Source organism: Duganella kummerowiae, assembly GCF_053572355.1.
On record NZ_JBKFEH010000004.1, the window covers coordinates 127620 to 143540 of the forward strand.

Genomic DNA, 15921 nt, shown 5'->3' on the forward strand with positions numbered 1-15921 from the left:
GAGGCGCCGTCCTTAGTGTTCCTGCGGGGTCGGATTCGGGCTGTTGGCCGGCTGGACCTTGTTGTCGATCACGGCCGGGGTGCCGTTCTTCAGCTTGAGCTGGCCGCTGGTGACCACGGTCTGGCCTTCCTTCAAGCCGGTCAGCACCGCCACCTGGTCGCCACGGGTGGGACCGGTGGTGACGAACACCTGCTGCGCCACCAGCTGGGCATTGCCCTTGTCATCCTTGGGCGCATCCTTGCCGGTGCCCGGCGCCAGCACGAACACGGTAGAGCCGTACGGATTGTAGGTGATGGCGGTCTGCGGCAGGGTCAGGTATTTCTTCTTCTCGCCCAGGTCCAGCGAGACATTGGCGAACATGCCGGGCAGCAGCTGGCGCTTGGGATTGGGCACCGTCGCTTCCACCTGCACGTTGCGGGTGGCGGCATCGATTTTCGGGCTGATGGCGGTCACCTTGCCGGCATACGATACGCCCGGGAAGGCGTCGTTGGTCAGCGCCAGCTTCTGGCCGATGGACAGGCCGGCCAGCTGCTTTTGCGGCACCGAGAAATCAACATATACGGTATCGATGGTTTGCAGGGTCACCAGCTTGTCGCCCGGGTTCAGGTACTGGCCCGGATTGACGGCCGTGATGCCCAGCTTGCCCGAGAATGGCGCGCGTATGGTTTTCTTGTCCACCGTGGCCTTTTGCTGCGCCACCAGGGCCTGGCGGTTCTTCAGGTCGGCCTCGTCGCTGTCCAGCTGGGCCTGGCTGATGGCCTGCGCCTGGAATTGCAGCTTGTCACGCTTGAGCACGGTGGCCGACAGGTCGGCGGCGGCCTGCAGCGCGCGCAGCTGGGCGATGTCGGCATCCGCGTTCATCTCGAACAGCACCTGGCCGGCCTTGACCTCATCGCCGGACTTGAAGTTCACCTTGCGCACCAGGCCGGCGATTTCCGCCGTCACGTCCACGCCGCGCACCGGCACCAGGGTGCCGACCGAGGTCAGCTGCGGCTGCCATTCCAGCGCCTCCACCTTGACGGCGGTGACCACCTGCGCGCCGGGCTTGGGCTGGCTGGCGATCAGCTTCTGGATTTGCAGATACTTGCCAAAGGCCAGGGCGGCCACCAGCACCAGCACCAGTCCTATCATGATGAGCATACGCTTGGTCATCTATCATTCTCCTGCAGAGTAAGGTCGTAATCCGGTTTATTGTTATTGCACGCCGCTGCTGCCGCCACTGCTGCCGCTGCTGCCATACACGGGTGCGGCCGACACCGGCGTCGCGGCCGGCACGCCGTTGGCGCGGTTCCACCAGCCGCCGCCCAGGGCCTGGAACAGCGCGGCCGTGTCGGCGTAGCGGGCGGCCTGGGCCTGCACCAGGCTGATGTGCGACTGCTGGTAAGTGCGCTGCGCGTCCAGCAGCACCAGGAAGCTGATGGCGCCCAGCTTGTACTGCTGCTCGGCCAGCGCCAGCGATTCGGCCGCCATGGCGTCGGCCTCGGCCTGGGCCTTGAGCGCGGCGGCGTCCGATTCCAGCGCGCGCAGGCTGTCGGCCACGTTCTGGAAGGCGCTCAGCAAGGTCGAACGGTACTGGGCCGCGGCCGCGTCATAGGCCGCTTCCTGGGCGCGGCGCTGGGCGGTCAGGGCGCCGCCGTTGAACAGCGGCGCGGTCAGGCCGGCGCCCAGGTTCCAGGCGATGTTTTTCGAGTCGAACAGGGCGCCGCCGGTCAGGGCCGAGGAACCATAGGCGCCGCTCAGCGTGAATTGCGGATACTGGGCCGCCGTGGCCACGCCCACCAGGGCGCTGGCCTGGTGCAGCAATTCCTCGCTGGCGCGGATGTCGGGCCGCTGGCGCACCAGGGCCGACGGCAGCGACACCGGCAGTTCCTGCGGCAAGGCCAGCGCCGACAATTCGAACTGCGGCAACCCGGCCTCGCCGGGCAGGCGGCCGGTCAGCACCGACAGTTGGTGGCGCGCCTGGGCCAGCGCCTTTTCCAGCGGCGGCAGGGTGGCAGCGGTTTGCGCCACCAGGTTGCGCTGGGTCAGCAGGGTGGCGCGCGGGATGGCGCCGAACTCGAACTGCTTCTCGATCAGGCCCAGCTGCTTGTTGAGGGCGTCCAGCGTCTCGCGCGTGGCCTGGAGCTGGGCCCGCAGCGATGCTTCCCGGATGGCGGTGGTAACCACGTTGGCCGTCAGCGCCAGATAGGCCGCTTCCACCTGGTAGCGCTGGTAGTCCACCTGGGCCTGGGCCGCCTCCAGCGCGCGCCGGGTGGCGCCGAACACGTCAATGGTGTAGGACACGCTGACGGAGGCGTTATACAGATTGGTCACGCCGCCGTTCGGGGTGCCGGTGGTGGCGGCCGAGGAGCGCGCGCGCTGGGCGCCGGCCGTGGCCCCCACGGTGGGATACAGGTCGCCGGCCTGGGCCCGGTAGTTTTCCTGGGCCTGGCGCAGGGTGGCCTCGGCGGCCGCCATGGACGGACTGTTGGCGAGGGCTTCGCGCACCAGCTGGTCCAGGGCGGGCGACTGGAACATGGTCCACCACTGGGCCTGGAGTTCCTGGCCCAGCTTGAACTGCTGCGCCGCGCCGCCCGCGCCCTGGGCCGAGGCGGTCTGCGCCGGCAGCGGGTCCGGAGTGTAGGCCTGGCCCTGGGCCGCCGCCGGCAGCGCGGGCGTCTTGAAGTCGGGGCCGACGGCACAGCCGGTCAGGGCAAAGGCGCCCGCCACCGCCGCTGCCATGGCGAGATGCTGGAAGTTCAGTTTTTTCAATTGACAGCTCCGAGCTCGATCAAAAATTAAATGACTGGAAGGTCAGATCGACATATTCGCATTTTTTATGCAGTTGGTGTTGTTTTTGTATGATTACCATACGGACAGCAGGGAAATGCGCGCTCCAATGCAAAACGCCCCATGCAGCATCGCTGTCATGGGGCGCTGGTGGAGGCTGATACAGGTCAGGCGGCGGCCAGTGCGGCGGTGGAGACCCCGCCATAGGCACGGTTGACTTCATTCAGCGAGAAGGCGGTGGAGCTGTCGGCCAGCTTGGTGGCGGCGTCCTCGGAGTGGGCGCGGTAGGTCAGCGGTTCCTGGTAGCGGCCCAGTTCTTCCTCGCTTACCTTGCCGTCGTGGTTGGTATCGGCAGCCTTGACCAGGTCGCTGTCATCGAGCGGATTGGGCTGGTCGCCCTCGACCGGCTCGGAAGTCGGGAACTGGGCTGGCTTGCCGTCTTCCTGGCTGGCGCCGAACTTGGCCTGGAAGGCCTGGGTTTCCGGGCGGTCCACCAGTTTTTTCAAGCCCTCGTCAAACTGCTGCAGGGCCAGCTTCAGGCTTTCGTCCTCGGCGGTGGCGGCAGTGACGGACTGGGCGGTGTTGTCGGTGCTGTTGTCGGCGCCGCTGGCTTGCTGGGCGCCCTGGACGTTGTTGTAACCGGGCAACGACATATAGGCAGCCAGGCTGGCGCTCAGATCAAAATTACTCGTATCGATTGCATTGTTGGCAATCTTATTCTGGTCGCCCTGCTGCTCCGCCGCCAACGTGGCAGAGATCGATGGACCAACGATGTGATGGATCATAGCCGACTCCCTAGAGGACAGCCCGGTATGGCCGTCTGAAATTATTTTCCTACGCCACATTCTATCAGCGTTTTGACAAAATCCATCCTTTTTTCAGCCCCGAATCAACAAAACCACGGTTTCCTTTAAGCATTTAATCTTGCCAACATTCATGCAATGACAACAATGCCACGCGCCGCACCTGTAATTGGTCAGTTCGCCTTGTAAAATTGGTCAGGCCGCCTTAGAATGGTCTGACCAATTGATGTGCATTGCCCGGCAATGCGGCATCCCCAAAGCGGCCACGGCCGCACAGAGTTTTCGACCACGCGCGACCTCGGCCTGCCGGCCCTCGTCTCGATGGCACGGAACACGCGAGGTGTTCCGACCGGCGCCGTCCAGGCGTCTTTCTCTTACTTGGGACTACAAAAAATGAAAAAAGCAATCATGGAGACACTGGTAGCGGCGGCTTGCCTGGCCCTGCCCACCGGCGCCGCGCATGCGGCGGCAACCCCCTTGGCAAACGCCCTGATCAGCGCCAGCTACAACGGCGACAGCGCTGCGATACTCAGCCTGGACAGCGGCTTCACGGCCGGCCTGTCCAACAGCAATAGCAGCCACCTGGACCCGACCAATGTCGGCGTCGAGTTCTACACGGCCGACTTCCAGTTCGGCTTCGACTTTGCCGCCAGCGGCCTGCTGACGGTCTACGCCGCCGATCCGGTCATCGTGGCGGGCACCCATGTGGCGCGCTTCGACTTTGGCAGTTCGCTGCCGGCCGCCATCACCGGCTTCGCCCTGTCCAGCGCCGGCGACACCAGCGGCACGCCGGTATACCGGGTGATCGATGGCCACACCATCGAGATCGACCTCAGCGCCGTCAGTTGGAACAGCACCTACGCTTCCTTCGACTCCACCATCACCCTGGCCTCCCCCGTGCCCGAGCCCTTCAGCGCCGGCATGATGATGGCGGGACTGGGCCTGGTGGCGCTGCGGCGCCGGCGCAAAGGTACGGCAGCGAACTGACAGCGGGCGGCCTGGCCGCCCTACATATATACCCCTACCGGGAGAACAAGATGAGACTCACAGGTTTCAGGGCCGCGCTCGGCCTTGCCCTGCTGCTGGCTGGCGCCGGCGGCTATTCCACACACCTGGCGCACGCTGCGGCCGCCAGCACCGACAGCGCGCTGCAAGCCGCCCCCGCCGACGGCTGGGCTGCCCAGGGCGGCGGCACGGTGGGCGGCGCGCAAGCGCTATCCTCCAACATCTACACCGTCAGCAACCGCTCGCAGCTGCTGACGGCCATCAGCAACGGCGGCAGCAACGCCAAGATCATCAAGGTGACCGGCACCATCGACATGAGCGAGGGTGTGCCCTACGCCAATACGGGTGACCAGGCCATCCGCGGCGCCATCAAGCTCAAGAGTAATACCACCCTGATCGGCGACGGCGCCAACGCCGGCATCATCAATGGCCACATCGTACTGTCCGGCGTCTCGCAGGTCATCATCCGCAACCTGAAGATCGTCAATCCCTGCGACGTCGGGCCGATCTGGGACCCCACCGACGGCGCCCTGGGCAACTGGAACGCGGCCTACGACGGCATCGGCGTCTCCGCTTCGGACCACATCTGGATCGACCATAACACCTTCACCGACGGCGCCATGACGGACGACCTGCTGCCCATCGAAAACGGCCAGGTCAAGCAATGCCACGACGGCGCGCTGGACATCACCAACGCCTCCGACTACGTGACCGTGTCGTACAACGTGTTCGGCCAGCACCGCAAGAACAACCTGGTCGGCTCCAGCGACAGCGCCACCGGCGACGCCGGCAAGCTGCGCATCACCTTCAGCAACAACGTGTTCCGCGACGTGGTCAGCCGCGCGCCACGGGTGCGCTACGGCCAGGTCCACGTGTTCAACAATTACTACGTGGGCAGCAAGTCGCATCCTGCCTATCCCTACGACTACAGCATAGGCGTGGGCCAGAGCGCGGCCATCCTGTCGCAGAACAATGTGTTCGAGATTGCCGGCGTGAGCCGCTGCGATGACGTGGTCGAGCCCATCGGCGGCACCGTGCCCGGCGCCTTCAAGGACAGCGGCTCGGTGCTGAACGGCGCCGCGCTGGCCGGCTGCTCGGCGCCCAGCAGCGTGGGCTGGACCGTGCCATATGCATATGCGCCGCGTCCGGTCGCGCTGGTCAAGGCCAATGCGCTGGCGCAGGCAGGCAATGGCAAGATCAGCACCGCCATTAGCGGCAGCGGCAATGTCACGGCCGATCCCGGCCTCACCCTCACCTGCCCGGCCACCGGCCTGTACTTCTGCGACGACTTCCAGAACGGCAGCGCGGGCAACTGGAATCTGCTGCCGGTCAGCGGTCCCAACGGCAGCTTCAGCGTGAAGGCGGAGACTGTGGGCGGCAGCAACAAGGTGCTGCAGTACACGGCCGCCACCACCGGCGGCGTGCTGGCCACGCTCAAGAGCACGGCCATGGCCGCCGTACCGGCCTCCGGCGACTACTATGTGGAGGCGCGCATCAAGCCGCTCACCAATGGCACAACCGGCAACAAATACCTGTACCTGCTGGCGCGCTACACCGACAGCAACAACTGGTACGGCGCCGGCCTGAACGTACAGAACAGCAGCGCCAGCACCCAGGTCGAAATCGCCAAGATGGCGGCCGGCTCCCTGACCCGGCCAAAGCAGACCAAGAAGCCCATCAACATGGACGCCCAGTTCTACACCGTGCGCTTCGAACTGAAGGGCAGCACCCTGACGGTGTACCTGGACGGCGAGTCGCTGGGCTCGATCACGGATGCGGCCTTCAGCCAGCGCGGCACCATCGGCCTGTACACGGCCAACAAATCGTTCCAGATCGATGACGTGCGTATCGGCGACCCGGCCCTCAAGCCCTCGCAGCTGAGCGTCAGCCCGGCCACCACCAGCTACAACGCGGAAGTGGGCGACGCCCCGCTGACCCTGGCCGTGACGGCGCTGCAGCCCAATGGCGCGGCCGATACCTACAGCGCCAGCTCCAGCAATCCGGCGGTGGCGGTGGTCGGCATTAACGGCGGCACGCTGACCGTCACGCCGGTGGGCGCAGGCAGCGCCACCATCACGCTGGCCAGCGATTCCGATCCCACCCTGAAGCGCAGCATCGCCGCCACCATCAGCCCGCAGTTCGTGCAGCCCACCCAGAGCTACGGCCTGGCCGGCGTGGCCCTGCCGGCCGCGCAAGCGGCCAACGTCAACATCGACGCCTCGCTCAGGCTGACCTTCGATAACGCGCCCACCCTGGGCACGGGCGGCACCATCCGCATCTTCCGCAAGAGCGACAACGCCCAGGTGGACGTGATCAAGCTGTCCGGCGAGTCCGACACCCTGGGCTACCCGGGCCAAGCCCAGGTCAGGAAGGTTTACACCACCCCGGTCACCATCTCCGGCAACACGCTCGTCATCAAGCCGCACCTGAACAAGCTGCAATACGACACCGAGTACTACGTGGCCATCGCCAATGGCGTGGTGACCGGCGCCACCCTGGGCGGCGTGCCCTTTGTCGGCATTGGCAAGCTGGGCGACTGGTCCTTCACCACCCGCGCCTACGGCCCGGCGTCCGGCGCCTCCAGCCTCACCGTGGGCGTGGCGGCGGACACCGATTTCGACACCGTGCAGGGCGCCCTCAACTACGCCATGCAGCAACTGGGCAAGAGCGATCCGCTGACCATCAACGTACGCAACGGCACCTACAACGAGCTGCTCTACCTGCGCAACAAGGACAATGTGACGCTCAAGGGCGAGAGCCGCGACGGCGCCGTCATCCAGTATAGCAACTACGACACGCTCAACACCGGCTCCGGCGCCAGCCAGGCGTCCGACAGCAGCACCCCGGCCGGCGGCCGCGCCGTGTTCCTGGCCGAGAGCGACGATCTGCTGGTGCTGGATACCCTCACCCTGCGCAACACCACGCTGCGCTCGTCCAGCATCTCGGCCCAGGCCGAGACCATTTACTTCAACAGCCCCAGCGGACGCCTGGTGGCCACCAACGCCAGCTTCTACAGCGAGCAGGACACGCTCAACCTGAACGGCTATTCCTGGTTCTACCGCAGCCTGGTGGCAGGCAATGTGGACTTCATCTGGGGCAGCGCGCGCGCCGCCCTGTTCGAGGAATGCGAAATCCGCTCGGTGGGCGACACCGCCAATGCCGGCAGCGGCGGCTACATCCTGCAGGCGCGCGCACTGGCGGCCGGCGACAAGGGCTATGTGTTCCTGAACTCGCGCCTGACGCACGGCGCCGGTCCCGGACCGCTGCACGGCGACGTCCCCACTGGCCTCACCTACCTGGCGCGCAGCTCGGGCAGCAGCAGCTACTTCGACAACGTGGTGTTCGTGAACACGAAAATGGACACCCATGTCGCGGCCGTGGGCTGGGCCGGCGCCGGCGTGAACAGCCAGCCGGCGCCGAATCCGGCCGTGGCCACGGCGGCCTCCGGCTGGCGCGAATATGGCAGCACGGACCTGGCGGGCAATCCGCTCAACCTCGGTGCGCGCGCCGGCGGCTTCCTGCTGAGCGCGTCCGACGTGGCGGCCGGCTACGCCAACCGGGCCCAGATCCTGTCGGCCTTCAACAACGGCGCCGGCTGGAATCCGCAGCCCTAGGCGAGGCCTGCCGCCCGGCATTGCCGCCGGCAGCACAGCGGTCATGGCGGTGCTGCCGGCGACCGTCGGCAGGGCCACGGCGCGCTGGCGCGGGCTGCTGCGGGGCCGCTAACGTCGCTGCCGCGCACGCGGCAGCCCATGCTGGACATCCCGCGCTGCGGCCGAGGTAACACCGCTGTCATACATCTGGGGTAGCATAGTCGCCGCCCGGCGGCTACGCCGCCTTCAACCCCGGACCGATATGACCCACACCAAGCAGCCCGCCCTGTCCGCGTTACGGACCCTGATCCTGGCCTCCTGCGTCGCCGCCGGTGGCGCCCATGCCGCAGCCCCCGCCCCCGCAGCCGCCCAGCCCAAGCTGGTGGTGGTGCTGGTGGTGGATGGCCTGCCCAACGAGCAAGTCCTGCGCTACCGCGACCAGTTCGGCCAAGGCGGCCTGCGCCGCCTGCTGGACCAGGGCGCGTCTTTCAGCAACGCCCACCAGGCCCATGGCGTGACCGTGACGGCGGTCGGCCACAGCGCCGTGCTGACCGGCGCCTACCCCTACCAGCACGGCATCATCGGCAACAACTGGATCGATCCGGTGACCAAGAAATCCGTGTACTGCACCGAGGACACCAGCTACACCTACATCGGCGAAGAGACCAAACCCTCGGACGGCACCGCGCCCACCAGGCTGCGCGTGGACACCCTGGGCGACCAGATGCGCTACGCCAGCGGCAACCGCAGCAAGGTGGTGACCGTGTCCGGCAAGGACCGGGGCGCCATCCTACTGGCGGGCAAGACCGGCACCGCCTATATGTACATGGACAAAACCGGCAACTTCGCCAGCAGCACCTTCTACATGCAAAAGCATCCGCAATGGGTGCAGGCCGTCCAGGCCGCCAAGCCGCAGGACCGCTACTACGGCAAGAGCTGGACCCCGCTGCTGCCGGAGGCGGCCTACGCCGGCGACGCCAGCGAGGACCTGACCCCGGCCAAGCCGGGCGCGCACAACCGCTTCCCGTTTTCCATGTACAGCGAAAGCGGCGGCCTGGACGCCGACTACTACAACCGCCTGAAAGCCACGCCCTATCTGGACGAGCTGACCCTGGAGTTTGCCCGCGCCGCCGTCGAGGGCGAACAGCTGGGCAGGAATCCGGCCGGCGTGCCCGACCTGCTGGGGGTCAGCCTGTCGGCCCACGACTACATCAACCACGCCTACGGGCCGGAAAGCAGGATGTCGCACGACCACCTGCAGCGCCTGGACCGCATGCTGGCCAATTTCTTCGGCTACCTGGATAAAAAGATCGGCATGGACAACGTGCTGGTGCTGCTGACGGCCGACCATGGCTTCCCCAACGTGCCGGAATTCTCGCAGCAGCAGCACATCGACGCCCAGCGCCTCGATGGCGACAAACTGATGGCGGCCCTGAACCAGCACCTGGCCGCCAAGTTCTCGGCCGACAAGCTGGTGACCGTATGGTCGGTGCCCAATATCCACCTCGACTATGCGCTGGCCGAACAGAAAGGCATCAAGCGCGAGGAGCTGGAAAATGCGGCGGCGCGCTTCCTGCTGCAGCAGAATGGCGTGACCGAGGTCTACACCCGCACCCAGTTCGAGCAGGGCGGCGTGAGCGGCAACCGCACCGCGGTGCTGATGAAGCGGGCCTGGAACCGTATCGCCTCGGGCGACCTGATGGTGGTGCTCAAGCCCTATTGGTACTTCGGCAGCGGCAACAGCGGCACCTCGCACGGCTCGCCCTACGCCTACGACACCAACGTGCCGCTGCTGATCATGGGCCAGCGCTGGATCAAGCCGGGCGCCTACGGCCAGTACGCCGAGGTGCAGGACATCGCCCCCACCCTGTCGCACCTGCTGCACGTGCGCCCGCCGTCCGGCGCCGAAGGCCGGGTGTTGACCGAGACCCTGAAATAAAAAAAGCGGGCCAGGCCCGCTTGAATGGAACGCCGGTGTCCACACCGGTGTCATGTCCACACCGGTGTCAGATCTGCCAATGGTACATGAGTCCGCTTTTTCTGGCAGCCTCATGTACCAATGGCAGACCTGACACCGCGGTTTGGACAACGTGGTTGATCGCCGGGGCTCCAGCTTTATGCGCCGAGGGCGTAGCCTTGGGCCTTGGCCTGGCTGCGGCCGGAGTTGTAGCACTGGCCGGCGCGGCGTTCCAGGGCCGGGCGGTCCAGCACGATCACCTTGCCGCGGCGGTATTCGATCATGCCCTCTTCCTGCAGCTTGCCGGCCGCGCCGGTGATGCTTTCGCGCCGCACACCCAGCATGTTGGCGATCAGTTCCTGGGTTACTTTCAGCTCGTTGCTGAGCGAACGGTCCAGGCGCTCCAGCAGCCAGCGGCACAGTTTTTGTTCGATATTGCTGTGACGGTTGCCGGCCACGGTCTGCGCCAGTTGCGCAAACAGGGCGCTGGTATGGCGCATCAGCTGCTGGGCCAGGGCGCCGCCGGCGTAGAAGGCCTCGCGCAGCGCCTCGGCTTTCAGGCGGTAGCCATAACCGGCGGTCTGGACCACAGCGGTGCAGTTGGCGCGCTCGGTCGGATACATGGCCACCCCCACCACGCCTTCACGGCCCACCACGGCGATCTCGGTGGTGGCGCCGTCTTCCATCACGTATTGCAGCGAGATGATGGCGTTGGTCGGGAAGTAGGCATATTCCATCTGGCCGCCGCAGCCGAACAGTTGCTTGCCAGCAGGTAATTGCACCAATTCCAGATGGGCGAACAGGCTGGTCAGTTCTTCACGGGACAGAGCCCGCAGCAGATCGTTTTGTTGGGCGCCCGTAATGCTGATGACTTGTGCAGCCTTGCCGACGTTGATGGTGCGGGTGGGGGTAGCAGTAGTGTTGTACATGGCGTTCCTCTATCGTTTTGTTGGTCTGCGGCTGTGTTGGATGTATTGCTTTGTTAAGTAACACTATATCCATTAGACCAAATTCAACGTATAGGAGCGCTGTCAGACGTTATGTAGGCACGGAACATTGTCAATTGTCATCCCAGTCCTACGTGAGCTGCCTCACTTAAGACAGCATCGCGTCCCTTGAAACACCTGGGCCTCATCCGCCACGCTGCAGCATGGGGAAGCCGCGCTGGTGCCAGACCGGATAGGCCGGCGGCACCTCGCTGGCCGCGTCCAGCGCCGCCACATGCTCCGGCTCCAGGGCCCAGCCCACCGCGCCGATGTTTTCCACCAGCTGGGCCTCGTCGCGGGCGCCGATCAGCACCGTGGACACGGTGTCGCGCCGCAGCAGCCAGTTGAGGGCGATCTGCGGGATGCTGCGCCCGGTCGCGGCGGCCACAGCGTCCAGGGTGTCGACGATGCGGTACAGGCGCTCCTCCTCGTAGTGCGGCCCGGTGCCGGCAATGTCGTGCGCCCGCGTGCCCGGCCTGGCTTCCTGCCCGCGCCGGATGCGTCCGGTCAGCTTGCCCCAGCCCAGCGGACTCCATACCACCGCGCCCACGCCCTGGTCCAGGCCCAGCGGCATCAGTTCCCACTCATAGTCGCGGTTGAGCAGCGAGTAATACACCTGGTGCGCCACATGGCGCGGATAGCCGAGGCGGTCGGCCGCCGTCAGCGATTTCATCAGGTGCCAGCCCGAGAAATTCGAGCCGCCCACATAGCGCACCTTGCCCGAACGGACCAGCTGGTCCAGGGTGGACAGGGTTTCCTCCACCGGGGTGTTGTGGTCCTGGCCGTGCAGCTGCAGCAGGTCGATATGGTCCACGCCCAGCCGCCGCAGCGAGGCGTCCACCGCCTCGAGCAGGTGCTGGCGCGAAGACCCGTAGGCGTTGGGGCCGTCGCCGGTGGGGAACGTCGCCTTGGTCGAGAGCAGCACCCGGTTGCGCCTGCCCTTGATGGCCTGCCCGAGGATTTGCTCGGCCAGGCCGTCCGAATACACGTCGGCGCTGTCGAACAGGGACACGCCATGGTCCAGGCACAGATCCACCAGGCGCGCCGCGCCGGCCGCGTCGGTGCTGCCCCAGGCCTTGAAGAAATCGTTGCCGCCGCCAAAGGTGGCGGTGCCGAAACCGAGGGCGGGCACGCGCAGGCCCGAGTTGCCGAGACGCCGGTATTCCATGGACTTGCTCCTTGCACGGTGGCGGAAGGCCGATTCTAGCACCGCCCCGCCCGTGCACCGCGCCCGGCAACCAGCGCGATCCTGCCCTTGCTTGTCAGCGCCCGATTTGCGCGCATGGATGGCGTCGCCCGCGGCCTAAATTAGTGCATTGCATGTTGATATGTTGGTGCGGTGCGCGCCAGCCGTATCAGGTCGCCAGGCCGCGCCGATACCGCTTTCTCCTATGAAATCGGTTGCAGTCTTACCCGTTTTCATATCGATGGCATACATATTGCGTAACGTTGTGTAACACGCAGTTTTGATCAATGAAAATAAGGATAGACACGATGCACGCTCCTGCAATGTTCACCCGTCTGGCCGCCGTGTTGGGCCTGGCCCTGTTGCCGTTCTCCCTGTCCCATGCCGAGGAAATCACCCGCGCCAGCGTGCCGGGCTCGAACTTCCCCATCTCCACCACCGTCAGCGTGCCGGCTGGCAGCCGTCTCGTCTTCTTCAGCGGCAACCTGGCCGATGTGGCCAACCCGGACGCCCCCAAGGGCACGCCTGAAGCCTATGGCAATACCAACACCCAGGTGCACTCGATCATGAAGAAGTTCGAGAAGCTGCTGGCGGCCCAGGGCCTGACCTTCGCCGACGTGGTCAAGGTCAACGTCTTCCTGCTGGGCGATCCCAAGCTGGACGGCAAGATGGACTTCGCCGGCCTGAACGCCGCCTACGGCGAATACTTCGGCTCCGCCGCCCAGCCCAACAAGCCGGTGCGCACCGCGCTGCAGGTGGCGGCCCTGCCCATGGCCGGCGGCCTGGTGGAAATCGAAATGACCGCCGCCAAGGCGCCGGAAGCGCCGGCCCCCAAGGCCAAGAAAAAATAGGCAGGGCCTGAACACGCCCTGACGCGGCGCGCCCCACGCAGGCGCGCCCCACGCTGCTCCCGTATTACAAGCAAAACGCCGGCTTGCCGCCGGTGCAGGCCTCGCTCGTCCAAAATTTTTTGCCCTTGAAGGAGTTGTTTTTATGTGTTCTGCAATCTGCAATCCGAAGTCGCCGTCCCCTGTCCTGCCGAAACCGACCGCCATGGCGCTGACCATCGCCGCCCTGTGCGCCGGCCTGCACGGCGCCGCCCTGGCCGCGCCCGAGCCGGCCGCCGATGCGGCCGCTGACGTGGCTGCCGACGCCGCCGCACCGGCCGCGCCCATCGAGGCCGTGATCGTGACCGGTACCCGCCGCAGCGGCCTGAAAGCCAGCGACAGCGCTTCGCCCATCCAGGTGCTCGATTCCGGTTCGCTGGAACGCACCGGCCAGCCCGACCTGATCCAGGCGCTGGCGCAGAACATGCCCTCCTTCACCGCCCAGGCCTTCGGCAGCGACGCCGCCAACCTGACCCTGTCGGCCCGCTTGCGCGGCCTGAGCCCGAACAACACCCTGGTGCTGATCAACGGCAAGCGCCGCCACACCACCTCCAACCTGGCCGTGCTGGGCGGCCCCTACCAGGGCGGCGCCGCGACCGACCTCAACTTCATCCCGGTGTCGGCCATCGACCACGTCGAGATCCTGCAGGACGGCGCCGCCGCCCAGTACGGCACCGACGCCATTGCCGGCGTCATCAACATCATCCTGAAAAAGGATAGCGAGGGCGGCACCCTGAACGTCAACGGCGGCCGCTATTACGACCAGGGCGGCAAGACCGCCGACGGCTCTTTCAACCTGGGCATGGCGCCCAGCGACAACAGCTACCTGAACCTGACCGCCGAGCACAAGTACCACGGCCACAGCGACCGCAGCTCGATCGACCCGCGCGTGGTGTCGGCCGCCAACATGGCCAGCATGCCCAACCTGGCGCTGGCGCCAGGCTACCCCTACCTGAACCACATCGCCGGCGACGCCGCCTACCATATCTCGCTGCTGAGCCTGAACGGCGGCATCGACTTCGGCGGCGGCACCGAGTTCTACGCCAACGTCACCTACGGCCAGAAGATGGCCGACGCGTTCGAGAACTACCGCCTGCCCAACCGCCTGCCCAAGGTCTACCCCTACGGCTTCAGCCCGCGCGAGACCCTGGACGAGACCGACTTCGGCGTCTCGACCGGCGTGAAAGGCACGGCCGGCGACTGGAACTGGGATGTCAGCACCACCTACGGCCGCGACAAGGTCAAGATGGGCGTGACCAACTCGGCCAATATCTCGCTGTACAACGACACCGGCGCCACGCCCTACGACTTCTACGCCGGCTCGTTCGAGGCCAGCCAGTGGACCACCAACCTGGACTTGACGCGCGAATTCGCGGTCGGCTGGGCCAGCCCGCTGAGCCTGGCGCTGGGCGCCGAATACCGGCGCGACACCTACGCCATCGGCGCCGGCGAGGCCGCCTCGCGCTACAAGGAAGGTTCGCAATCCTATCCCGGCTTCAGCCTGACCGACGCCAGCAGCCACAGCCGCAACGACAAGTCGGCCTACATCGACGTGGCCGGTTCGCCCATCGCCAACTGGAAGGTCGACCTGGCCGCGCGCTACGAGAACTACAGCGACTTCGGCAGCACCCGCGTGGGCAAGATCACCAACCGCTACGACTTCAGCCCGACCGTGGCGCTGCGCGGCACCATCAGCAACGGCTTCCGCGCACCGACCATGGCCGAGCAGTACTACTCGGCCACCAACGTGTCGCCGACGTCGGCCTTCGTGCAGCTGGCGCCCAATTCGCCCGGCGCGGCGCTGGTCGGCATCAACGGCCTGAAGCCGGAGAAATCGACCAACTTCAGCGTCGGCATGGTATTGAAGCCCATGCCGAAGATGCAGATCACGGCGGACGCCTACGTGATCAACATCCGCGACCGCATCGTCGGCTCCAGCTCGCTGTACGGTTCCGGCGCGGCCGTCAACTCGGCCGCCGTGGTGGCCGCCATCAAGGCCAACGGCAACATCCTGGACCCGACCGTGACCCAGACCGGCATCAACATCTTCACCAACGCCGCCAACACCCGCAACACCGGCCTGGAAGTGGTGATGAACTACGGCAGCAACTTCGGCGACATGGGCCGGGTCGACTGGTCGGCCGCCGCCAACTACAACAAGGTGGAAGTACGCCGCATCAACCAGGCGCCGTCGCAGCTGCTGCCGCAGGTGCTGCTCAACCTGGGCGCCATCGCCACCCTGGAGGAATCGTCGCCCAAGACGCGCGTGAACCTGGGCGCGCTGTGGAAGCGTGGCAGCTGGACGGTCAACCTGCGCGAATCCATCTACGGTCCCTCGGCCGGCTACACCACGGTGGATGGCGCCAAGTATTTCCGCACCGAGATCAAGACCAAGGCCACCACCGACCTGGAGATCAGCAAGGCCTTCAGCAAGCAGCTGACCTTCTCGGTGGGTGCGAACAACCTGTTCAACACCTATCCGAACAAGAACAGCGCCGACCTGATCGCAGCCCAGGTGGCGGCCGGCAACAGCGCGGCCGCCAACCAGTACCCCTCGTTCTCGCCCCTGGGCATCAACGGCGCCTACTACTACGGCCGGTTGACCTACAGCTTCTAAGCGGGGTCGGGGTCAGGTCGGGCAAGTGGACAGAATTTCCCAGCGCATCATTTAAGGAGGAAACTTTGGCACATTGCCCGACCTGACCCCGGTGTTGTTGGCACATTGCCCGACCTGA

The 15921-nt window shown here is 65.9% G+C and carries 10 protein-coding genes; 5 read left to right on the top strand and 5 right to left on the bottom strand.

Annotated features, from left to right (window positions below; translation table 11 throughout):
* Window positions 1-12: 12 nt before the first annotated feature.
* The 3 genes from ACLB1G_RS03955 to ACLB1G_RS03965 all read right to left on the bottom strand — a co-directional run bounded on the left by ACLB1G_RS03955 (window position 13) and on the right by ACLB1G_RS03965 (window position 3554).
* Window positions 13-1152, bottom strand: a complete 1140-nt coding sequence (locus ACLB1G_RS03955; protein ID WP_491625885.1) for an efflux RND transporter periplasmic adaptor subunit — start codon at window positions 1150-1152, stop codon at window positions 13-15.
* Window positions 1153-1194: 42 nt separating this feature from the next.
* Window positions 1195-2751, bottom strand: a complete 1557-nt coding sequence (locus ACLB1G_RS03960) for an efflux transporter outer membrane subunit (RefSeq protein ID WP_491625886.1) — start codon at window positions 2749-2751, stop codon at window positions 1195-1197.
* A gap of 185 nt (window positions 2752-2936) precedes the next feature.
* A complete protein-coding gene (locus ACLB1G_RS03965) occupies window positions 2937-3554 on the bottom strand; it encodes an EF-hand domain-containing protein (RefSeq protein WP_491625887.1) in 618 nt (205 codons plus the stop codon).
* 426 nt (window positions 3555-3980) lie between these two features.
* On the opposite strand from ACLB1G_RS03965, the gene ACLB1G_RS03970 reads away from it, so the two are divergent.
* The 3 genes from ACLB1G_RS03970 to ACLB1G_RS03980 all read left to right on the top strand — a co-directional run bounded on the left by ACLB1G_RS03970 (window position 3981) and on the right by ACLB1G_RS03980 (window position 10109).
* Window positions 3981-4559, top strand: a complete 579-nt coding sequence (locus ACLB1G_RS03970) for a PEP-CTERM sorting domain-containing protein (RefSeq protein ID WP_491625888.1) — start codon at window positions 3981-3983, stop codon at window positions 4557-4559.
* 50 nt (window positions 4560-4609) lie between these two features.
* Window positions 4610-8191 carry a pectinesterase family protein gene (locus ACLB1G_RS03975; RefSeq protein WP_491625889.1) on the top strand — a complete coding sequence of 1194 codons (3582 nt, stop codon included), beginning with the start codon at window positions 4610-4612 and terminating at the stop codon, window positions 8189-8191.
* Window positions 8192-8432: 241 nt separating this feature from the next.
* Window positions 8433-10109 carry an alkaline phosphatase family protein gene (locus ACLB1G_RS03980; RefSeq protein WP_491625890.1) on the top strand — a complete coding sequence of 559 codons (1677 nt, stop codon included), beginning with the start codon at window positions 8433-8435 and terminating at the stop codon, window positions 10107-10109.
* Window positions 10110-10285: 176 nt separating this feature from the next.
* Here the strand turns inward: ACLB1G_RS03980 and ACLB1G_RS03985 are convergent, their stop codons facing one another.
* Entirely contained in the window at window positions 10286-11056 is a 771-nt protein-coding gene (locus tag ACLB1G_RS03985; RefSeq protein WP_491625891.1) for a Crp/Fnr family transcriptional regulator, read from the bottom strand.
* Between the two features lie 202 nt (window positions 11057-11258).
* Window positions 11259-12281: an aldo/keto reductase gene (locus ACLB1G_RS03990; protein ID WP_491625892.1), complete on the bottom strand. Its 1023-nt coding sequence runs from the start codon at window positions 12279-12281 to the stop codon at window positions 11259-11261.
* Window positions 12282-12607: 326 nt separating this feature from the next.
* On the opposite strand from ACLB1G_RS03990, the gene ACLB1G_RS03995 reads away from it, so the two are divergent.
* Together ACLB1G_RS03995 and ACLB1G_RS04000 are read left to right on the top strand one after the other, a co-directional pair.
* Entirely contained in the window at window positions 12608-13150 is a 543-nt protein-coding gene (locus ACLB1G_RS03995) for a RidA family protein (RefSeq protein ID WP_491625893.1), read from the top strand.
* Between the two features lie 142 nt (window positions 13151-13292).
* A complete protein-coding gene (locus ACLB1G_RS04000) occupies window positions 13293-15803 on the top strand; it encodes a TonB-dependent receptor plug domain-containing protein (protein WP_491625894.1) in 2511 nt (836 codons plus the stop codon).
* Window positions 15804-15921: the final 118 nt, after the last annotated feature.